Source organism: Paraburkholderia edwinii (assembly GCF_019428685.1).
Lineage (GTDB): Bacteria > Pseudomonadota > Gammaproteobacteria > Burkholderiales > Burkholderiaceae > Paraburkholderia > Paraburkholderia edwinii.
Genome location: NZ_CP080096.1, coordinates 468409 through 489471, shown reverse-complemented (window position 1 = coordinate 489471; position 21063 = coordinate 468409). Strand labels below are relative to the sequence as shown.

Sequence of the window (21063 nt, the reverse complement as noted above, 5' to 3'; positions counted from 1 at the left end):
GCGAAGCTGACAACTGCCTTGCAATGTCGCAATGAGGCCGCCGCATGAGCGCGGCGGTGTTGTTTTTCCTCAGCTGTCTTTCCCTTCTGATCTGGTGTGTGCTGCTGTTCGCGCGCGGCGGCTTCTGGCGCGCGCGCCCGGCGCCGCCGCTGGCCACCGATGGCCGTGACGCATGGCCGCCGGTCGTCGCCGTCATACCGGCGCGCAACGAAGCCGATGCGATCGGCGAAGCGGTAGCGTCGCTGCTCAGGCAGGACTACGCAGGCGCGTTCCATGTCGTCGTGGTCGACGATCACAGCACCGACGGCACCGCGGACGCGGCCCGTGCCGCAGCGCTGCAACTGCAATGTCCCGATCGCCTGACGGTCGTGCTCGCGAAGCCGCTGCCCGCGGGCTGGTCGGGCAAGGTGTGGGCGCAATCGCAAGGCATCGAAACGGTCAAGTCGCTGGGCTTGGCCGCCGAGTATCTGCTGCTTACGGATGCGGACATTGGCCATCCGGCCGATGCGGTCACGCAGCTCGTCGCGCGCGCTGACGCGGAAAAGCGTGACCTCGTGTCGCTGATGGTCCGCTTGCGCTGCGACTCGTTCTATGAAAAGGCGCTGATTCCGGCGTTCGTGTTCTTTTTCGCGAAGCTGTATCCGTTCGCATGGGTCGCCAACCCGCGCAATCGCACGGCGGGCGCCGCAGGCGGCTGCATGCTCGTGCGTCGCAGCGCGCTCGAGGAAGCGGGCGGCATCGAATCGATCCGCAACACCCTGATCGACGATTGCACGCTTGCCGCGCGCATCAAGCACCGCGGCGAAGGCCGTCATTCGATCCGGCTCGATCTTGCTGCGCGCAGCGTGTCGTTGCGGCCTTATAACGACTGGCAGGAGATCTGGAACATGATCGCCCGCACGGCGTTCACGCAGCTTAACTATTCGGCGTGGCTGCTCGTGGGCACGGTGCTCGGCATGGTGATCATCTATCTGGTGCCACCGGTCGTCTCGCTGACGCTCGGTCCGCTGCGCTGGCCCGCATGGATCGCATGGGCCGCGATGTGCTGCGCCTACGCGCCGATGCTGCGCTACTACGGTCGCTCGCCGCTGTGGGCGCCATTCCTGCCGCTGGTCGCCCTGTTCTATGTGAGTGCGACGATCGGGTCCGCGGTGCGTTACTGGCGCGGCAAGGGCGGGCAGTGGAAGGCCCGTGTCCAGGCGCCGGTTCAGGAACGTTAAACAGGACGCGTCGCGATGATTGCATCGACCCGACTACTTCGCCCGCTTTGCATGCTCGCGTTGTGGGCGGGTCTGATGCAGGTCGCGTTCGCCCGGCAAAGCGGCGATATGCCCGGCGAAATGGGCGGCGCGACTGGCAGCGACATACAGGCTCAGGCGCAAGTTCAGCCATCAGCGCAGACACAAACGCAGACACAAGCGCAGAGCAGCGACTCATCGCCGGCGAGCACACCCCCTGCTCGCCCGGCAGGCGACAAGGTATCCGACTATCTCGCGAAAAAATTCGGCGTCGCGAAAGAAAAGGCGGTGCAGATATCGAATGCGGTCCGCGTCGCATCGGAGAAGTACGCACTGCCACCCGCGCTCCTGCTCGCGATCATCTCGATTGAATCGCGCTTCAAGGAAAAGGCGAAGGGCCGCAACGGCGCGACCGGCCTGATGCAGGTCGTGCCGAGCGCGCATCGACCGATGCTGAAAAACGTAAAGGACCTGACGGAACCGGACACCAACATCGAAGTGGGTTCGGCGATCCTCTACGGCTATATGAAGTCCGCCGGCGGCGATCTGAACGCGGCGCTGAAGAGCTACGGCGGATCGAAGGCTTATGCCGAAATGGTCGGTCTGCGCGCGAAGACCTTCGCGCTGGTGTTCGAACCGCCGGCGCAGGCGGGGGCCAACGCAATGTGGCAAGCGGTGCAGGCAGGCGAATGCGACGCGCGCTGGACCGCATTCTGCATTCGTCCGGTGGTCTGGCCGGGCGCGACTGCGGAGCTTACCGAAGACGCTGATCAGGCATCGCCGCAGCCGATGCGCCTGCCGGGCGTGCTATTACCGCTGCTGCGTTAACCGGTCATGCGCGAATCGCGCGCCGCTCATCCCACTCGCGTGTGACGCGGCGCGCAGCTTCACGCCGGACGGATCCAAAGCTCACGCTTGCGTGAGCATCATGTACAACTGAATGACGATATCGGGCGAAAACGTAAACGGCACCCAGCCGTGCCCCGTGTGCCGCATGACGAGCAAGCGGTCGCCATTCGACTGCTTCTGTACCGCCATCATCGGATTCTTCGTCGAAACGAAACGCCAGCCAGGCGGCAGATTAGGCGGCACTTCGGGCTGCATCGACGCACGCGCATTCGCCAATTCCTCGACCAGCTGACCCACTTGCAGCGGATGCAGCCGCACGGACTGATCGCCGATCGTCATCACGATTTCGTTCTGATTCGGCCGGTCGATGTGCAGCGTGGGCTTGTCGCCGGAAGCGGGCGACGTGTCGGATGCCGCAGGCGTGCCGGCTTCGGTGTCCTGCTGCGAGACCGCGGCACTTGAAGATGCAGCTTTATCGCCGCCGTTCGCGGGCGATTCAGCTTGCACGGCGTTATCCGTGCTTGCCGTGGCGGCCGACGCTGCAGCGGCCTCGATAAGATCATCGACGCTCGCTTCGAGCGCGCCGATCTGTTCCTGAAGGTTCATACGACGGTTCTCTGAGAAGACCCGCGATTTTACCTTTCAGAACGTGCTTTTACCCTCGGCCGCGCCAGTCGACGTTGTAACAAAATGCAGCGCGCGCGGCCACGTGGCTCGCATAAAGGCAGTCGAAGGCGCGCCCAAACCCGCATCGCACCTTCGCGGTTCTCGCCCGCCATCACTTCGTCAAATAACCCGCTTCGCGAAACCAGTCGAGCGCGTCCTTCAGCCCTTCGCGATAGGGTCGCGCGCGATAGCCGAGCTCGCGCTCCGCTTTCGCCGACGTAAAGTACATCTTGTTCTTCGACATCCTCAGCGCGTCGACGGTGACGAACGGTTCGCGCTTCGTGATCTTCGCGACGGCTTCGGCGCCCATCGCCAGCGGATACAGCGGCCAGCGCGGCAAGGCGATGGTCGGTGGCTTGCGGTTTGTCAGGGACGCGATATCGGCGAGCATCGTTTGCAGCGGCAGATTTTCGCCGCCGAGAATATAGCGCTCGCCGATCTTGCCGCGTTCGAGCGCGAGAAAATGCCCGGCCGCGACGTCGTCGACATGCACGAGGTTCAGGCCCGTATCGACGTAGGCCGGCATCTTGCCGGTCGCCGCTTCGACGATCACACGTCCGGTCGGCGTCGGCTTCACGTCGCGCGGGCCGATCGGCGTCGACGGATTGACGATCACGGCGGGTAAGCCGTCGTTTGCGACCATGCGCTCGACCGCGCGCTCCGCGAGCACCTTGCTGCGCTTGTAGACGCCGATCGCCTGCTGCGGCGTCATGCCGGCGGTTTCGTCGACCGACTGGCCGGAGTCAGTCACCTTCAGCGTCGCCACGCTGCTCGTGTAGACGATGCGTTCGACGCCTTCCTTCAGCGCGGCACGCATCGTCGCTTCGGTGCCTTCGAGATTCGCACGTTCGATTTCGCTCGGGTCGGGCGCCCACAGCCGGTAGTCAGCCGCGACATGCAGCAGATAGCGCACGCCCCGTAGCGCCGCGCGCATCGACGCTTCGTCGCGCATATCGCCGACGGCCACTTCCGCGTCGAGTTCCTCGATATTGCGGCGCGGACTCGTGGCCCGCACGAGCACGCGCACCGCGAAGCCCTTCTGTTGCGCGATGCGCGCCACGGCCGAGCCGACGAAGCCCGACGCGCCCGTCACGAGCACGAGATCGCGATTCTGGTCAGACATTGTTGTGTGATTCCCCGCTTGGACAATGTGTCGGATTGTACGTTGGGGCCAAAGCCGTGTGGCGGTTCGCGGAATGTCGCCGCGATCATGGGGCGTTCGTGTCGCGCGCATGTCGCGAGTGTTGTGCGCGCATGCCACGCACGCGTGCATTCAATGCCGCATTGAATCCCGCTGGGCATTCGTGTCGCGACGCGACTAGAATGCCGGCTTGAAGCACTGGCTTGAGAGACTATCAGGAGATGAGAGCATGACCGGCACGGATCTCGATTCGCGAATCGAAACGTACTACGTGCGTGTCAAGGGTGTGGTGCAGGGCGTCGGTTTTCGCCTTGCGACCGTGCGCGAGGCGCACGCGCTCGGTATCAAGGGCTGGGTGGCGAACCTTGACGACGGCTCCGTTGAAGCCTTGCTGCAAGGGCCCGCGAACCAGGTGGACCGGATGCTCACGTGGCTGCGGCATGGACCGCCTGCCGCGCGCGTGACCGAAGTGACCGGCGAAGAGCGCCTCACAGACAAGCGTTATGAGCGTTTCGAGCAGCACTGAACACCGAGGGTGGTTGCGGTAGCGCGGACGCGTCGCCGCTGCGAGCGAGTCGCGCTATCTTGCGACCCCGCCGTCCTTGCAGCCCGCCGTCCGCACCAGCCGCACCGCTGCAACCGCCGAGTTGCAACCGCACCACGCGCCTTATCGCGCGACCAGCAGGCTTTCCGCAAACCCCCAATCCTGCTCGATCCACTGCTGCTTGCAGCCGAAGCCCGCATCGTCGGCGATCGAGCCGATCTCGTTCGCGCGGTACTTGTGGCTGCTTTCGGTCCAGATCGTTTCGCCAGCTTCGAGCGTCACGTTGAGTTGCGCCGCGCGAATCTGCGCGGTGACGCGATGCTTTGCACGCAGATGCATCTCGACGCTGCGTGCATCCGGGTTGAAACGCGCGACGTGCTCGAACGCGTCGAGATCGAAGGTGCCGCCCAGTTCGCGATTGATGCGCGCCAGCAGATTCAGATTGAACGCCGCGGTCACGCCGATCGGATCGTCATAAGCTGCGATCAGCGTGGGCACCGGCTTTTCGAGGTCGGTGCCGAGCAGCAGCGCGTCGCCGGGCATCAGCATGCCGCGGATGTCGCGCAGAAAACGTGTGGCCGCGAGCCGGCCGAAGTTGCCGATCGTGCTGCCGAGAAACAGCACGAGCAGCGGCTCGTCACGTGCGCGCCGCTTGCTGACTTCCGCGAGACCGGCCAGATAGTCGCGCTCGTAGCCGACAATCGACAGGCGCTCGAGATCGCCGAGTTCACGGCGACATAATTGCAAAGCGGTGCGCGAAATTTCAATCGGCGAGTAGGTGGTCGACGTCGTCGGCCGTTTCTTGCACAAAGCTTCCAGAATGCGCCGGGTCTTGCGGCCGCTGCCGCTGCCGAGCTCGGCGACGATCGCATTGTGCGGCACGTGCGCGACGATATCGGGCGCATGCCGCGCGAGCAGGCGCTCCTCGGCGCGCGTGACGCCGTATTCCGGCAATGCAGTGATCACTTCGAACAGCGCAGAGCCCACTTCGTCGTACAGATACATCGACGGCAGTTCCTTCTGTGGCGCATGGGTCAGGCCGGCTCGCACGGCAGAGGCGAATTCGGGGGAGACGTCGTGCGATAGGGCAGGCTGGGTCATGTTCGCTCCATGTTGTGGTTCCGGCGGCCGCTAGCCATGCTGCCGGTGGTTTTGCGTTGCGTGCACGAGCGGTTCGGCGAACTTCGCACACGAAGAGGGGCACATTCGCGGGACTTGAACGCGCAATTAAAAGGACATTGCGTTCGCTATCCGCGGCATTGAAGACGCGTTATCAAGCAAGAATCGCGCTTACCGGTTACGAGGATGTGTCCCGAAGTGAACGGACGAGAGGGCAAGGCTACGTTGTACTCCAATGCGAGAAATCGTGCACGTACACATTCGTATGGCGGATGCCGCCCTTTCGATAGGCGAAGGCGTCTAGAATGCGGGCATTGCCTTGACAATGCAGCGTCTGTTTACGTCTGCGTCATCGGTGTTCCTGGCTCATTCGGCTCTTCACTCGCCTGATTCATTCGCCTGATTTCATTGTTAGGCATCACTGTCGATGATTGTCCGCGTACTCAAAACAATCGCTTGCATGTACAACAATAAAGCCGCCTTTAAAATTCATCGCATTGCAGATAGCCGATGCTGCCGATGCGATTGCCGCGACACCGCATGTCGCGTTCCCGATGGGATCTTGACGCAATGAGCGCGTATCAACCCGGGCGCGGTGTGGCGCTCTCGGTCAGCGCATCGGCGCTCTTCGCATTGATGTCGGTGTACGTGAAGCTGCTTGAGCCGTTAAGCGGCCTCGATATCTTCGCGTGGCGCGTGCTATGGACCGCGCCCGGCGCGCTGACGCTTATCGCATTGCGCTCGCGTCTGCCGCAGATGCGCGCGCTCATCAAGCGCGCGATGACCGAGCGCTGGACCGCGCTCGCGCTGATCGTAAGCGCCGCGCTGCTCGGCATCCAGCTATGGTTATTTCTATGGGCGCCCTTGCATGGACGCATGCTCGAAGTGTCGCTCGGCTATTTCCTGTTGCCGCTAACGATGGTGCTGACCGGCCGCTTCTACTATCACGAGCGGCTCGATCCGCTGCAATGGGCGGCGGTCGCATGCGCGGCGGCAGGCGTTGCGCACGAGCTATGGGCGACCGGCGCGTTTGCATGGCCGACGCTGCTCGTCGCGCTCGGCTATCCGCCGTATTTCGTCCTGCGCCGCAAGATCAATGCAGACTCGCTGACCGCGTTTGCGGTCGAAATGTCACTGCTGTTTCCGATTGCGGCGGCGATGATTGCAACGGGCGGCTCCTTGCAGTTGCTGTCCGGCCGCATCGACCTATGGATGCTATGGCTACCCGGCCTCGGCGTGTTGAGCACCGTCGCGCTCGCCTCATATCTGAAGGCAAGCCGCCTGCTGCCGATGGCGCTGTTCGGCATTCTCGGTTACGTCGAGCCGGTGCTGCTCGTGCTCGTATCGGTCACGCTGCTTGGCGAGCATCTGTCGGCCACGCAGCTCGCGACGTATATACCGATCTGGTTGGCGGTCGGGTTGACGGCGTGGCATAGCGCACGATTGATCCGGTCGCAGGTCGGCTAGAGCTCGAACGTATCGCGCGCCGTTCAGCCTTGCGGCGCGGGTTTTACGATAGGGTCGTAGCCGCCCAGATTGGCAAGAGGATGCGCCGTCTGCGAATTCAACTGCATGGCGACCTTTTCTACTGGCGTCTTGTCGAGCGAACCGGCGACCGCGTTCATCACCATCCCCGCGATCAGTAGAAACGGCGTGACGACCGGGCCGACCACGGGGATATACGGCGTGATCATCGCGGCCGTGCCGGCGGTGGATGCGGCGAGGCTCAGGTTGTCAGTCTCGGTGACCGTCCCCTGCTTTACTTTTTCGATGTAACCGGAAACCTTGACGCCATATTCAACCAGAGCGGGGACGATCAGACCCGCGCTAGCGTAGGCCATCAATTTGACGCCGCCGGGGATCGGCCATTTATTGCCCCCCAGCTGATTTGCCCTGTTAAGTTCGACATCGAACGCGAATTTCTGAAACGAATTCTTCAAGGTGTCGGCGTTTTCACGCAGCTCCACGACTAATGCATTCAGTCGGGCCCGGCTCTTGTTGATTTGCGGCAGTCCGCTGGTATTGAGCGGTTGATACGCTTGCGCGACCTTTTCGGCGGATTGAACGATACGGCCGGCCGATTCCCCGATTCCCGTTTGGACTTCCGAATCCGCTATTGCCGGGGGCAAGCGGACGAAGTGTTCACCTGGCGCCGATGTGGGAGCGGAATTCGAGCCCGAGGTCGACGGCTCCGCATTGTCGGCAAGATCGCGCATAGAGAATTCCTCGCGTGCGGGTGTGTGGGTCCGCAGCTGGCCGGTTTCCGGGTCGATCGCTTGGGCCGTTTCGATCGTGCCGTCGGGTTTGTACTCGTAGCTGACTCCTTGAAGGGGTTCGCCGGGAGCTTGCGGAAACAGCGGGGGTGTGGGTTTTCCGGACAGTTTGGCCTGCGGATGATCCGCTTTGTACTGGCTCGCGGACACGAGCGCCGCGTCGACATACAAGCCGATTGATGAATCGACGGTGCCCTGCGCGAATGCAGCGCCGGCTGCGACATAGTCGGATGTCGGATCCGCTCCGCGCGCTACTTTATCGGCCGCCGATTGGAGGTACATCGCACCACGCGTGAATTCCGATGCGATCGAGACGCCTCGCGTTGCAAATTGCACCGACGCGGGTATGGGCTCATGAAACGGCATCATCGGGGTTTGAAACCGGGACAGCGTCGGCAAGTTATCCTTGACGAACTGCGAGTTGTTGAACCGAACATAGCCATATTCTCCGGCTCTGACGAGGCCCGCAACCGGTCCACCGTATTTCGTGAAGTCCTTCTCGGCCTGATTTTGTGCGCTTGTCTTCTGCTGCGTCTTGAAGGCGATGCCGTTTTGTTCCGGGTAGCTGGCCGCGCTTAGCCGTTGATAGGAGTACACCAGCTTCAATTGCGTGCCAGGCGGTGTGAGAGGTGGCGGCACGATGGCGTCCGGAAGGATGGCCGCGGCCGTGTTGCCCTTGTCCGTTTTCGGCATCGCGATTGTGGTGATGCCGAGATCCTTTGTCCCTATCAGCGCGTCTTTGCCCGTGCTGGTGTCGTAAAACGTCAGTTTCGCGGCATAGTCGTTAGGCGCGCCTCGATACGAGGCTTCCGAAACAAAAGGCGTTTCGCTGGTTCTGGGCGTGGCGAGCCGGCTATCGTTGACGGTCGCCGTCATGAGCGATCCGGCCAGACTGGCCTGATCGTTGACGTCGGCTATCGCGCTTTCCAGGCCGGTGCGACGCTCACGCAGCAAAGTAACGAGAGCGCTCTTTTCCTCCGGCTCTTCGGCGCTTCGTTTGCTCAGTACCGCAGATTGGTTTTTGTCCAGCAAGTCGTTGAAATTCTTGACACGCGCGTCGATGATGCTTTTCTTTAACGCGGCGTCCTGCAGGAGCAGCAGGTAGGTTTCCGACGTCTTGTTCATCTGCCTGTCTATCGATCCGGAATCCAGCTTACCGATGTTTTTTTCTCGCCACGCGCGCATATCGAGAACGAGCTGTTCCCACATCTTGCCCGATTGCTCGTCGATCCGGTCTTTCGCCTTGCTGGCCGCGCTGGAAACGAGCGCGCGTGCGTCGGTTGCGGACACGATCCAGTTTGTCGCCTGATCGTTCTGGCCGCGAATCAGACGGTTGTCCGAATCGAGGGTAAGGGCACCGCCAACGTAAGGAGACGCGTTCGACAGGTGTTTGCGGTTCATCTCGTCCGACGTTTTTTCTGCGTCGTCGCGTGCCTGCTTTGCGCGCGCGAGCTCGTCTTGTGCGGCTCTATAGGCGTCGTAATCGGCGGGCCACGGAATGCCCGAAAACGGGTCCGCGGAGGCCGTCATCTCGGACCTGGCCTTGTCAAGCTTCGCTTGCGCGGCGCGCACCTTGTCGGCAGCTGCATCGAGCGAACTGCGGTCGTGGCCAAGGTCGTATTCGATCGAGCCGCGAATGTAGTCGCTCGACTGGTTCCAGACGGGCATTTGCGAAGTCGCAAGCACCCGCTTGATGTCGGTGACTAGCTTGCGGTTATCCGTCGGCTTTGCGGAAGCCGACGCAGCGCGTTCGCTACGATTCCGGTGGGCGGCATTTGCGCGACGCGACGGTCCGGATGGCGCTGTGGATGTTCGATCGCTCGTGGGGTCCGCGCCATGGGGCCTTTGCTGTGGTGAGGGCCGTTGCGCATCCGGTCGTTGATCGTCGTCGAATAGGGCACGTGGATCGTTTGAGCGTCGATTGACGAGCATGGAAATGTCTCCTTGGAATCGTTAGCATGACCAATGCATCGATTAGGCCAAAAGAGGCGGCGGACCGGGTGTTAAAGGAGTAGCCCTATTCGAGGCCGGGGAAGCAGCGCGCCATCGGATGGCGCACCCACGATCAGGCCTGCATCGACGCACCGCGTCGATGATTCGGATTTCTATATTTGGGGCTGGGCGACCGGTGAGTAGTCGCGACCGAGATTTCTGGCAGTCTGCGATTGCATCACAGCGGCAACTGATTGGACCGGCGACGGCTTGTTTTCTTCGACCAGGTCGACAATGGTGTTGCCGATCGTGATGAACGGCGTGAGAACGGGGCCGATCACAGGGATAAATGGAACCAGATTTCCAACCATATGCCGGACATCGTCCATCATTTGCTGCTTGTCGTCGCTGGTCAATTTTCCTTGCTGCTTTTTCTCCAGATAGGAAGCGAGATGTTCGTCGAATTCCACCAATGATTTTCCAAGCGCGAGAACGCCCACAACAGACGGCAATTCCACTGTGCCCGGTACCGTCCAGTCACCGAGTCGGGTGGTGCTTTCACTAAGATTTTTCAGGCTGTCCTTCAGGTCTGTGCTGACCGACCGCAAATCCCGAAGCATCGCATGTTGTGCCTCGTCGAATTTGTCGTTCAATCGCTCTTGCGCCTTCCGGTCGACGCTATTCGGTATGCCCATCGGTAGCGCATCGTGCGCGGCATTCGCCACCTGCGACGCGTACGTTTCAATGTTTTGTGCAGCTGAGTCGATTTCGCGCTGTCCCTCGGCGTTTGCTCCGTCACGCCCGCCTGGCACTTTTGATTGCTCGGAGACGTATGGCTGCACGGTAGTCTTGTTGGTGCCGACTCTCATCCTGTTCACGGTTTCCGCAGAAAGCGACGCGAACATATTGCGCTGATCGTTGATGCCGGCGATGGCGTTGTCGAGGTTCGATGTGCGTTCGCTCATCGAATCGAGTAGCTTTTTCTGGTCCTTGCTTCCGTTGTCCCCCACCTCCCTCGTGACAGTCTCCCTGTTGGCGGCCAGTTTATTCTTGAACGCGGACACGGCCCGATCGATGGCTTCTTTCCGCTGATCGGCATTCTTGCGCAGCAGGATATACGCCTCCGAATCCTCGTACATTCTTCTATCGATATCTTCCGCATCGATACCGTTCGGGTTTTGCGCGCCCGGTACGTTTTTTTCGCGCCATGCCCTGATGTCGTTGACTTCCTCCTCCCACGCGTCTTTCAGACCAGCATCGATTTTGTCTTTGGCGTTTTTCGCGGCCTGATCGAGTACGTCGCGAGTATCGGTAGCCGAATATACCCAGTCGGACGCACCCGCTGCCTTGTTGCGTACCAGACGGTTATTTTCATCGAGGTTCCATTTTCCACCGACGTACGGCGCAGCAGCATTCAAATGCTTCTGTATGGATGCGGACAGGACAGGCTCCGCTTCATCTAACGCCTTTTTTGCGGTTTCAGCATCTTTCTCGGCTTGACGATATATCTTATCGAGTACATGGGTTTTCGATCCGCCATGTGCTTCACTTCTGCCTTTTTTGTCATCGTCCGCGATTTCTTTTGCGTCGCGATAGGCCTGTCGCAGTTTTTCCAGACTCTGTTTGTCGTCGTCCGCCAGGTCGTATTCGGCTGAGCCCTTGATATAGGCACCCGAAGTGCTCCATGTGCGTCCGCTGCCAGTGAGCGGGGCCTGGCCATTCTGCGGCGAGGCAGAGGCAATAGCACGACTGTTGAGTTGCTGCTGCGTTGCGAGGAGTTTGGGCGCGCCAGATGTGCGTCCGTGACCACCGCGCCCGGCGCGTTCTCGAGACTGATTCGATTCTCCGCGTTGCTTGCGGGAACCTCGGCCTGGTAACGAATTGTCGGATACGCGTGGATCTTCAACTTCGGTGAAGTGGAGAGCGGGGTCGTTTGAACTGGCGGTTCTTGCACTCGATATCATTTAATGTCCCGTGTTTTAGACAAAAAATCGAATAAACCTTTGTAAGGGTTATTCGTACGGTTCGCTCCTTGTGAAGAGCGAAGAGGGACATTAAACCGCTCAAATTTTTACGACGGTCATGTTCACACATGCTTTTCGCATGGCGGGGTGCGCAGCAGGCGGCCACTCAGAACGGGTTGTCGACCACTCCCGGTTTGGCGTCAGGCTCATCCCCCGCGCGTTCGGGCAGATTCGCCTGCGCCTGCAAGGCGGCAATCGCGCTGTCGACTGCCTGCTTCAACGCAAGCGCCGCCTTGAGACCGCGCTTGTCCTTTGTCAGTTCGAGCGTCCCGCTAAGCACGATCCGCCGCGTGCCGTTCGTGACGGTCATGGCGTCGCCCTGAATACTAAGCACGTCGACGTCGTTCGAATATGCGTTAAACACCTTTGAGCCCTCCTGGCCGCTCGTCCTTCACATTCTCGGGAATGCCCGGGAAGCGGATGCCGCTGGCCGCTTCCAGTTCGTGCACGGTCTCGATGTTGTAGCGGTTGGTCGCGACATTGTCCACCACGATAGCGAACGCAAGACGCTTCGACGGCACGTAGACCACTTTAAACAATCGGGTCGGCACAAACACGCGAGTGGGGCCGATCGTCTGCAATTGCTGGCCAACGAACATCGGGCCCGTGACGACATACGTGTCGTCGTATTTCAGCGTGAGCTTGCGCACCGCGCTCTCGACGCGGGACCACAAGCGTTCGTTGTTCTCGCGATTCTGCGGCACGATATTCGCGAGCGAAAACGACTGCGCCATCCCTTCCTCGTTCCAGCGGTTGCCGGCCGGGCTCATATGGCCGCGATCGAAGCCGCTGCGCTTGTAATCGGCGAGCGTCGCGCCTTCGCCGGCAGGCAAGCGCGCATCTTCAAAGAAGCGATTCGTGCGCGTCATATCTTTGGCCGCCTCGATATGGTCGCGCGTCAGATGTTCGGCGGACCAGAGCGGCCCGTGTGTGATGCCGGAATGCAGCACCGCAAAATCCGCATAGCAGAGCATGCGTGTTTTCGGCGCCATCTTGGTATTGGTCAGCACGGGCCACTGGCCACCCGGTGTGAAATCGGAGCAGGACGGCGCCGCCGTCGCATGTGCCGCGACCGCGGCGAGCAGGCAAAGAAACCACTTCTTCATGGATCGCAAACGGAAGGAAAAACCGCGGAAAAGGGGGTTGGCAGGAACGGCAAGGTGCGCAAGTATAGCGTCGCGCGGGGCATGGCCGCATCAGCACGATTGCACTGCAGCAATCCGCTCCGAACCTGCACAAAAAGGGAGATGAAAATGGCGCAACAGAACTATTCGGGCGGCTGCCATTGCGGCGCCTTGCGATTCACCGTCGACGTCGATCTCGACCAGACGATCACATGCAACTGCTCGATTTGCAGGAAGCGCGGCCTGATTCTTGGCTTTGCGCCGGTGGACCACTTCAGATTAAGCACCGACGAGAGTGCGGCGCAGGAGTATCTGTTCAACAAGCATGTAATCAGGCATCAGTTCTGCCGCGTATGCGGCGTCGAAGCCTATTCGTACGGCGCGATGCCGGACGGCACGCGGATGGTGGCGATCAATGCGCGATGCCTCGACAACGTCGATCCGGCAGCGCTAAAACCTACCGCATACGATGGCGCGAGTCACTAAGGCCGCAAATGCCGCTTACGTTGCTAACGCAGCCTGCATCAGAAACGGATTGATAAAACGCGCGGACAAAACAGAAGCGCCGGCGGTCATGCGTTTTGCACTTCCGTCGGCGCATCGCACCATTCACTCTGAATGGCTGTTGCGCAGCGCGCATGACCGATGCACGCGCGTGGCGAGGGCACCCTGTCAGCGCCCGAAAATGCTGTTTTCCGCTTCTACCGGTTGGCGATCGACCGCTTGCAGGCGCCAGAAACCGTTCATCGTCGAACGCGTGCGTTCGGATTCCCACGCCGCAACGCCTTGCGACGAACTGACACGCTGCCTGCGATCGACGTGCAAGCCTTGCAGCGTGCACAGGGGCGCGTCTGCGCTCGGCGCGCATAACGCCGTGACACCTTCCTGATCGCGCAATTCTCCCCACGGGGGAAGATGCACGCCTTCGTGGGCTTCTCTGGACCAGCGGCGCTGCTCGGTGTCGAGCCAGAGCACCGCATAGTCATGATTGACGGTTGGATCCGAACCGTTGATAAGGATGGTCAGCCGCATTTCTACTTCCTCGCAAAGAGGTTCGTCCGCTACACCAGTCTACGTCGGACGAAAAGTTATGCAACCCAAACCACTATCAGCGAGATTGAAAATCACAATTGGGAACGCATGAGCGAGCTTCTAGATTTAATGCACGGCTCAGGCGCGCGTGTCCAGCCGTGGTCGCTTGCGACTGTGTTCGTCTCCCCAACGCGCGATCCCCACACTACAAGAGATGGACGGAGGCTCAGATGACGCAACTGAAGGGATCCAAAACCGAGGACAACCTTAAGGCCGCATTCGCCGGCGAATCGCAGGCGAATCGTCGCTACCTGTATTTCGCCGCTAAAGCGGACGTCGAGGGCCAGAATGACGTCGCGGCGCTGTTCCGTTCGACCGCTGAAGGAGAGACGGGTCACGCGCATGGACACCTTGAATATCTCGAGGCGTCCGGCGACCCCGCCACCGGTTTGCCGTTCGGCCCGTCGCGCCTGAACCTCGAGGCCGCGATCGCCGGTGAAACGCACGAATACACCGACATGTACCCGGGCATGGCGAAAACGGCGCGCGACGAAGGCTTCGATGAAATCGCCAACTGGTTCGAAACGCTGGCCAAGGCGGAACGCAGTCACGCTAACCGCTATTCGAAAGCGCTCGATTCGCTGGTGGATTGACAACGCCAACGCCGGCGCTGTGAGTTGGCGCTCGATGCCGTTTCGCTAAACGGCACGCACCACGCATTGCGCGAGAAACTGCGGCAACTGTCCGCAGCTTCTCGCGCTGCTTCGCGTGCAATTCGTATGCAATTGGTGTGCGACCGGCCCCACAAGCGGCGCTGCTTATACAAGAATGATGAAAAGGGAGACTGACGTCATGCCCCACAAGGAAGGCAGTCTCGAAGCACCCACGCGGCATGCGCTCGACTGGCGTTCCGACAGCTTCTACGATCAGAGCGCTATCGACGAAGAGCTGACACGTGTCTTCGATATCTGCGCGGGCTGCCGCCGTTGCGTATCGTTGTGCGGTGCATTCCCGACGCTGTTCGATCTCGTCGACGAAACCGACACTGGTGAAGCACACGAAGTCGACAAGGCGCATTTCGGCAAGGTGGTCGATCAATGTTATCTATGCGACCTCTGCTACATGACGAAATGCCCCTATGTGCCGCCGCATCCGTGGAATGTCGACTTTCCGCATTTGATGCTGCGCGCAAAAGCGGCGAGCTATAAGCGCGGCGAGGTCAAAACGCGCGACAGATTCTTGTCGAATACCGATGCGCTTGGCCATTTCGCGGGCATTCCGGTCGTCACGCAAGCCATCAACGCGGTGAACCATACGGCCGCGGCGCGCGGATTGATGGAAAAGACGCTCGGTGTCGATAAGGATGCATGGCTCCCATCGTTTGCATCGCGCAAATTCCGCAGCGCAGCGAAGCGCTCGCGTGAGACCTCGATTCGCGACGGCGAGCGAACGCCCGGCAAGATCGCAATTTATGCAACCTGCTATGTGAATTTCAACGAGCCGGGCATCGGCCACGATCTGCTTGCAGTGCTCGCGCATAACGATATCCCGTACGAGCTTGTCACCAGTGAAGCATGTTGCGGCATGCCTCTGCTCGAGCAGGGCGACCTCGACGGCGTCGCGCAAAAGAAAGAGAAGAATCTGCCGATACTCGCAAAGTACGCGCGTAACGGTTACGCGATCATCGGCGCGATTCCAAGCTGCGTGATGATGTACAAGCACGAACTGCCGCTGATGTTCCCTGACGACGCCGATGTGCGCGCGGTCAGCGAAGCATTCTGGGATCCGTTCGAGTACTTCGTGTCGCGGCATCGCGATGGCCTGCTCAAGACCGATTTCAATACGCCGCTCGGCAAGGTCTCCTATCACGTGCCGTGTCATGCACGCGTACAAAACATCGGCCGCAAGACATCGGAGACGTTGGCGCTCGTGCCGGATACGCAGGTAACGATAGTTGAGCGTTGCTCCGGACATGCAGGCACGTTCGGCGTAAAAAAGGAGTTCCACCAGACCGCGATGAAAATCGGCACGCCGGTCTTCAAGGCGATGGCGCAACCGCAGCCCGACTACATCTCGTCCGACTGCCAGTTGGCCGGCCACCATATCGAACAGGGAATCGACGAAAACGGTTTGCCGAAGGCGCAACTCGCGCATCCGCTGACGCTGCTGCGCAAGGCCTACGGTTTATGAGCCCCCTCATCCTTCGCAAGGACATCCGATGACGATCGCAAGGAACTCCCTGTTGTCGCTCGAGAACTATTCGAAGTCGCGCACGACGATGCGCAGCCGCGTGATCGAGCACAAAAAACAGCGCACCGTGAAACTCGGTAACCACCTGACGTTTCTGTTCGAAGACGAGTTGACGATTCGCTACCAGATCCAGGAAATGCTGCACATCGAGAAGATTTTCGACGAAGACGGCATTCAGGGCGAGCTCGAAGCGTACTTGCCCCTCGTACCCGACGGCAGCAATCTGAAAGCGACGATCCAGCTCGAGTACGAAAACGAGGTCGAGCGGCGCGCGGCGCTTGCGCGGCTTATCGGCATCGAAGATCGCGTGTTTATTCAGGTGGAGGGCGAAGCGCCCGTCTACGCGATTGCCGACGAAGATCTCGATCGCGAGAACAACGAGAAGACGTCCGCCGTGCATTTCGCGCGCTTCGAGCTGACGCCCGCGATGAAGGCGCGTTTACGCGACGGCGCGGCGTTGATGATCGGATGCGATCACCCGAACTATCCGGTGCCGGTGCAGGCAATTGAAGCGAACGTTCGCGCGTCGTTGCTGAACGATCTGCGTTGACCTCTCGTCAACGCAGCGTCTACAGCACGCGTAGCACTTGCAGCACGAATTCAAAGCGCCTTGCGATAAACCACGAACCCTGAGCGCTCGGCGATGCTGTCGTACAACCGCATCGCCGTCGCATTGGTCTCGTGAGTCAGCCAGTACACACGTTCCGCACGCGCAGCGCGCGCTTCTTCATACACGCGTTCGATCAGCGCGCGGCCGACGCCCTGGCCGCGTTCCGCTTCGTCGGTAAAAAGATCCTGCAGATAACAGGTCGGGCCGGCCATGATCGTGTTGCGGTGATACAGGTAGTGCACGAGGCCCACGAGCTTGCCGTCGCGTTCAGCGACGAGCGCATGCATCGGCTCGTAACCGTCGAAAAATCGCGCCCATGTCAGTTGCGTGATTTCGCGCGGCAACGCGGTCGCACCGGCGCGGCCGTAAAAACGGTTATAGCCGTCCCACAGCGGCAGCCATGCGTCGAAATCGTCGGGCTTGACGGGACGAACCCGAGGTCGAACCAGAAGTGGGCCGCTCATCATCGCAACGCGCGCTTAGCGCGACGGCGGATGGCGCAGCGTCTCTCGCACTCGCTTGGCAGCGAGCAGCGGCATGTAATCGAGAATGCGGCCGTCGGACTGGTATTGCGCCAGCGTGTCGGAATAGAGCTTCGAGACGGTTTCAGGCGGGGTGTTCGTTTCAGCGGCGATTGCCTTGACGACTTCTTCGGCGTCAAGTTGTGGCTGGGCCATGAATCTCTCCGGTTGTAACGGTTAGAAAAAAGGCAGAGCACGGGAATACGCATTACACGTCGCCAAACGTCCGGATACCAATTGAATCGAACTATCAGGTACGCATCTTTCGTTCGAACAAAGCGTGGCGCGGGCTGCCGCAAAACTGCACTGACACTACATATATTCGACGCACGGCCACTCGCATAGCGGCCCGGTGACGCAGTGCGACAATTGAAAGCGGCAAGACAGCGAATCGATAAACATCGAGCGCCGCGTTCGTGTACGATCGCACTCCAAAATCTTCACAACAAAACGGAGACCGAAGTGATCCGATCGATCGCGAAGCGAGCAGCCATGCTCGCAGCCCTCTCGCTTGCCAATCACGCTTTTGCTGCAACGCCTTCCAATGCCAGTGCTGCCGTTCCCGAGCACGCGGCCGATTTCGTCGCGCGCGACTTCCATTTCTCGGACGGCACGATCCTGCCCGAGATCCGCATCCATTACGTGACGCTCGGTACTCCGCAGCGCGATACGCACGGCGACGTGACCAACGCCGTGCTCCTGATGCACGGCACCACGGGCACGAGCAACGCGTATCTGACGCCGCTGATGCGCAAGGAACTCTTCGCGCCCGGCCAGCCGCTCGACGCGAGCCGCTACTTCATCGTGATCCCCGACGGCCTCGGCCGCGGCGGTTCGACGAAGCCGAGCGACGGCATGCGGATGAATTTCCCGCATTACGGTTACGGCGACGTCGTCGAGGCGAACCATCAGCTACTCGTCGACGGCCTGAAGATCAGGCATTTGCGGCTCGTGCTCGGCACGTCGATGGGCGGCATGCAGACGTGGATGTGGGGCGAGCGCTACCCGGGCATGGCCGACGCGCTGATGCCGATCGCGAGCCAGCCGATCGCGATGGCGGGCCGCAACTGGATGTGGCGGCAGATGATCGTCGGCGCGATCCGCAACGACCCGGCCTGGCAGGGCGGCGCCTATGCGGCCGAGCCGACGCAATGGACGCGCGTGATGCCGGTCTTCACGCTGATGACGAACAACCCCGCGCGCATTCAGGCCGAAGCGCCGGACCGCGAATCGGCGACGAAGATGGTCGACACGCTGATCACGAATGCCGGCAAAACCGACGCGAATGACGTGTTGTACTGGTTCGAATCGTCGTGGGACTACAACCCGGCGCCCGAGTTGTCGAAAATCCGCGGACGCCTGTTCGCCGTCAATTTTTCCGATGACCTGATCAACGCGACGGACCTTAACGTCATGCAGAAGCTGATCGGTGAAGTGGCGGGCGGCCGCTATGTCGAGATGCCGGAGACAGCGCAGTCGTACGGGCATCAGACGCTCGCGCATCCGGAGGTGTGGAAGCCGTATCTCGCGCAGTTGATGAACGGAAGCTGAGGCAGCGGCGGGGACGCTAACGTGCGGGCGTGACATGAAGCACGACGCAAGGCGGGCGCCATGGATCAACCCTGCGCCCGCCTTTCGCTGCGATTGCGAAATGCGATAATTGAGGTTTTGCGGTTGCGGAATCCGTCGCGAACCGCCACAAAACCGCAGGTCGCGAAAACGAATCGCGAAAATGAGTCGCGAACGAGTCACGCAACCGCTAGCCCGCGAAGCCCCGAGCCGGAGAACATCTTGAGCCGCATCGACAACCCCACACGAGACCAGGAAGCCGGTTCCGCCGATTCCACCCAGGACATCACGCGCATCGACGACACGCGCATCGGCGCGGTGCGCCCGCTTATTTCCCCCGCGCTGCTGCTCGACGAGTTGCCGATTTCGCCCGCGGTGCAGGCGCTTGTCGAGCAAAGCCGCGCCGAAGTGGCCAACGTGCTGCACGGACGCGATGACCGGCCGGTCATCATCGTCGGCCCGTGCTCGATTCACGATCACGATCAGGCCATCGAATACGCGCATCTGCTGAAGGCGAAGGCCGATACATTGCGCGACGATCTTTTGATCGTCATGCGCGTGTACTTCGAAAAGCCGCGCACGACGGTGGGCTGGAAGGGTTACATCAACGATCCGCGTCTCGACGGCAGTTTCCGCATCAACGAAGGCCTGCGCCGCGCGCGCGAGTTGCTGCTCGATATCGGCAAGCTCGGCCTGCCGACCGCCACCGAATTCCTCGATCTGCTGAGTCCGCAATACATCGCGGATCTGATCGCATGGGGCGCGATCGGCGCGCGCACGACCGAGAGCCAGACGCATCGTCAGCTCGCATCGGGCATGAGCTGTCCGATCGGCTTCAAGAACGGCACCGACGGCGGTGTGCAGATCGCGGCCGACGCGATCGTCGCCGCGCGCGCAAGCCATGCCTTCATGGGCATGACGAAGATGGGCATGGCCGCGATCTTCGAAACGCGCGGCAACGACGACGCACACGTCATCCTGCGCGGCGGCAAGCGAGGGCCGAACTACGACGCCGCGGGCGTCGAGGAAGCATGCGCGGCATTGCGCAAACTCGGTCTGCGCGAACAGGTCATGATCGACTGCTCGCATGCGAACTCGGGCAAATCGCACGAGCGGCAAGCGGAAGTCGCGAAAGATATCGGGCAACAGCTGTCGGGTGGCGACCGTCGCATTATCGGCGTGATGATTGAAAGCCATCTCGAAGCGGGCCGGCAGGACCTGAAGCCGGGCGTGCCGCTTGCGCGGGGCGTATCGATCACCGATGCATGCCTCTCCTGGGCGCAGACCGAGCCGGTGCTCGACGGACTCGCACAAGCCGTGCGCGCGCGCCGTCAACGCGGCTAGGCGGCGCACACGGCGCGGCGTCACCTTTGGCGAGCTTCTGCGAAAGGCGCCGAATCCGTGCAACATGGAGGTGAGGCGCACACGCGTGCGCCGTCCGCCTTTTAAGGTTTTCACATCGTTGCACGAGGGAATATGAGCACCGTTACCGAATATGCGAAGACCGCGCCGACGCGCGCCGAAGTCGATGCACTCGCGGGGGTAACCGTTGTCGAATTCGGCACTGACTGGTGCGGCTACTGCAAGGGTGCGCAACCCACCATCGAAAAAGCGCTCGCGCAGCATCCGGGTACACGCCATATGAAAATCGAAGACGGACCGGGCCGACCGCTCGGCCGTTCGTTCCGCGTCAAGCTATGGCCGACGCTGATTTTCATGCGCGACGGCGCCGAGATTGCGCGCGTCGTGAGGCCGACCGAAGTCGCACAGATAGAGGACGCGTTTGCGGCATTGAGCGCGGCATAGAAGCCGTGCCTCACGCTGTCTGCTTCGTTGGCGGACCTCAAACGTAAGCCGTGTTCAATAGCCATCGCTTCACGGCGAAGCGTCGTCAAAGAGACCGCCCAGGTCTTTCGTTTCCGTCGACAGATTGAATTCCTTGCGTACCGCTGCAACGATCGCGGCGACATCGCGCGCATAGCCTGCAAGGTTGCCGAAGTGCTTCATGTCCCAGTTGCAGCCGGTCGCATCCGGCTCCTGCAATTGCGGCCGCGGTACGCGGATTTTCACGCCTTCTTCGACGATGTCGGGCAAGCGATGAATGCGCCGGCTGACTTCGTCCTGCAATTGCGACGCAGTGCGTGACTTGCGGATCATTGTGCGTCTCCTCG

22 protein-coding genes are annotated in these 21063 nt (G+C 61.0%); 11 read left to right on the top strand and 11 right to left on the bottom strand.

Annotated features, from left to right (window positions below):
- Positions 1-44 precede the first annotated feature (44 nt).
- Positions 45-1220 (top strand): glycosyltransferase, encoded by a 1176-nt coding sequence (locus KZJ38_RS23985; RefSeq protein WP_219802177.1) that lies wholly within the window; start codon positions 45-47, stop codon positions 1218-1220.
- 15 nt (positions 1221-1235) lie between these two features.
- Positions 1236-2066 (top strand): transglycosylase SLT domain-containing protein, encoded by an 831-nt coding sequence (locus KZJ38_RS23980; RefSeq protein WP_246641975.1) that lies wholly within the window; start codon positions 1236-1238, stop codon positions 2064-2066.
- 81 nt (positions 2067-2147) lie between these two features.
- Here the strand turns inward: KZJ38_RS23980 and KZJ38_RS23975 are convergent, their stop codons facing one another.
- Positions 2148-2693: a P-loop NTPase family protein gene (locus KZJ38_RS23975; RefSeq protein ID WP_219802176.1), complete on the bottom strand. Its 546-nt coding sequence runs from the start codon at positions 2691-2693 to the stop codon at positions 2148-2150.
- A 172-nt stretch (positions 2694-2865) separates the two neighbouring features.
- Entirely contained in the window at positions 2866-3876 is a 1011-nt protein-coding gene (gene hpnA, locus KZJ38_RS23970; protein ID WP_219802175.1) for a hopanoid-associated sugar epimerase, read from the bottom strand.
- Between the two features lie 247 nt (positions 3877-4123).
- Here hpnA and KZJ38_RS23965 point away from each other — a divergent pair, with 247 nt between their 5' ends.
- The gene (locus KZJ38_RS23965; protein ID WP_219802174.1) at positions 4124-4420 is read left to right on the top strand and encodes an acylphosphatase; all 297 of its coding nucleotides are present in this window, start codon (positions 4124-4126) and stop codon (positions 4418-4420) included.
- A 141-nt stretch (positions 4421-4561) separates the two neighbouring features.
- Here the strand turns inward: KZJ38_RS23965 and egtD are convergent, their stop codons facing one another.
- On the bottom strand, positions 4562-5539 hold the full coding sequence (gene egtD, locus KZJ38_RS23960) for an L-histidine N(alpha)-methyltransferase (RefSeq protein ID WP_219802173.1): 978 nt from the start codon (positions 5537-5539) through the stop codon (positions 4562-4564).
- A 588-nt stretch (positions 5540-6127) separates the two neighbouring features.
- On the opposite strand from egtD, the gene rarD reads away from it, so the two are divergent.
- On the top strand, positions 6128-7024 hold the full coding sequence (rarD, locus tag KZJ38_RS23955) for an EamA family transporter RarD (protein WP_219802172.1): 897 nt from the start codon (positions 6128-6130) through the stop codon (positions 7022-7024).
- 23 nt (positions 7025-7047) lie between these two features.
- On the opposite strand, the gene KZJ38_RS23950 is transcribed toward rarD, so the two are convergent.
- The 4 genes from KZJ38_RS23950 to KZJ38_RS23935 all read right to left on the bottom strand — a co-directional run bounded on the left by KZJ38_RS23950 (position 7048) and on the right by KZJ38_RS23935 (position 12892).
- On the bottom strand, positions 7048-9762 hold the full coding sequence (locus tag KZJ38_RS23950; RefSeq protein ID WP_219802171.1) for a hypothetical protein: 2715 nt from the start codon (positions 9760-9762) through the stop codon (positions 7048-7050).
- Positions 9763-9935: 173 nt separating this feature from the next.
- Entirely contained in the window at positions 9936-11726 is a 1791-nt protein-coding gene (locus tag KZJ38_RS23945) for a hypothetical protein (protein ID WP_219802170.1), read from the bottom strand.
- Between the two features lie 166 nt (positions 11727-11892).
- The gene (locus KZJ38_RS23940; RefSeq protein ID WP_219802169.1) at positions 11893-12150 is read right to left on the bottom strand and encodes a hypothetical protein; all 258 of its coding nucleotides are present in this window, start codon (positions 12148-12150) and stop codon (positions 11893-11895) included.
- Positions 12143-12892 (bottom strand): DNA/RNA non-specific endonuclease, encoded by a 750-nt coding sequence (locus KZJ38_RS23935; RefSeq protein WP_219802168.1) that lies wholly within the window; start codon positions 12890-12892, stop codon positions 12143-12145. Before KZJ38_RS23935 ends, KZJ38_RS23940 begins: the two co-directional genes overlap by 8 nt.
- A 147-nt stretch (positions 12893-13039) precedes the next feature.
- Here KZJ38_RS23935 and KZJ38_RS23930 point away from each other — a divergent pair, with 147 nt between their 5' ends.
- Positions 13040-13396: a GFA family protein gene (locus tag KZJ38_RS23930; RefSeq protein WP_219802167.1), complete on the top strand. Its 357-nt coding sequence runs from the start codon at positions 13040-13042 to the stop codon at positions 13394-13396.
- Between the two features lie 186 nt (positions 13397-13582).
- Here the strand turns inward: KZJ38_RS23930 and KZJ38_RS23925 are convergent, their stop codons facing one another.
- Positions 13583-13942, bottom strand: a complete 360-nt coding sequence (locus tag KZJ38_RS23925; protein ID WP_219802166.1) for a DUF3564 domain-containing protein — start codon at positions 13940-13942, stop codon at positions 13583-13585.
- Positions 13943-14172: 230 nt separating this feature from the next.
- Here KZJ38_RS23925 and KZJ38_RS23920 point away from each other — a divergent pair, with 230 nt between their 5' ends.
- The 3 genes from KZJ38_RS23920 to KZJ38_RS23910 all read left to right on the top strand — a co-directional run bounded on the left by KZJ38_RS23920 (position 14173) and on the right by KZJ38_RS23910 (position 16742).
- A complete protein-coding gene (locus KZJ38_RS23920; protein WP_219802165.1) occupies positions 14173-14595 on the top strand; it encodes a rubrerythrin family protein in 423 nt (140 codons plus the stop codon).
- A gap of 199 nt (positions 14596-14794) precedes the next feature.
- The gene (locus tag KZJ38_RS23915; RefSeq protein ID WP_219802164.1) at positions 14795-16132 is read left to right on the top strand and encodes a heterodisulfide reductase-related iron-sulfur binding cluster; all 1338 of its coding nucleotides are present in this window, start codon (positions 14795-14797) and stop codon (positions 16130-16132) included.
- A gap of 28 nt (positions 16133-16160) precedes the next feature.
- Entirely contained in the window at positions 16161-16742 is a 582-nt protein-coding gene (locus KZJ38_RS23910) for a DUF3501 family protein (RefSeq protein ID WP_219802163.1), read from the top strand.
- A 50-nt stretch (positions 16743-16792) separates the two neighbouring features.
- Here the strand turns inward: KZJ38_RS23910 and KZJ38_RS23905 are convergent, their stop codons facing one another.
- The gene (locus KZJ38_RS23905) at positions 16793-17266 is read right to left on the bottom strand and encodes a GNAT family N-acetyltransferase (RefSeq protein ID WP_219803595.1); all 474 of its coding nucleotides are present in this window, start codon (positions 17264-17266) and stop codon (positions 16793-16795) included.
- Positions 17267-17281: 15 nt separating this feature from the next.
- Complete coding sequence (locus KZJ38_RS23900; protein WP_219802162.1) at positions 17282-17479, bottom strand: DUF3562 domain-containing protein; 198 nt, start codon at positions 17477-17479, stop codon at positions 17282-17284.
- A 336-nt stretch (positions 17480-17815) separates the two neighbouring features.
- Here KZJ38_RS23900 and KZJ38_RS23895 point away from each other — a divergent pair, with 336 nt between their 5' ends.
- The 3 genes from KZJ38_RS23895 (at position 17816) to KZJ38_RS23885 (ending at position 20698) form a co-directional block, all read left to right on the top strand.
- Entirely contained in the window at positions 17816-18874 is a 1059-nt protein-coding gene (locus KZJ38_RS23895; protein ID WP_246641974.1) for an alpha/beta fold hydrolase, read from the top strand.
- 240 nt (positions 18875-19114) lie between these two features.
- Positions 19115-20236, top strand: coding sequence for a 3-deoxy-7-phosphoheptulonate synthase (locus tag KZJ38_RS23890; protein ID WP_219802160.1), 1122 nt, complete (start codon positions 19115-19117; stop codon positions 20234-20236).
- Between the two features lie 132 nt (positions 20237-20368).
- Positions 20369-20698, top strand: coding sequence for a thioredoxin family protein (locus KZJ38_RS23885; protein ID WP_219802159.1), 330 nt, complete (start codon positions 20369-20371; stop codon positions 20696-20698).
- 69 nt (positions 20699-20767) lie between these two features.
- Here KZJ38_RS23885 and KZJ38_RS23880 read toward each other — a convergent pair whose 3' ends face one another.
- Positions 20768-21049 (bottom strand): hypothetical protein, encoded by a 282-nt coding sequence (locus tag KZJ38_RS23880; protein WP_219802158.1) that lies wholly within the window; start codon positions 21047-21049, stop codon positions 20768-20770.
- Positions 21050-21063: the final 14 nt, after the last annotated feature.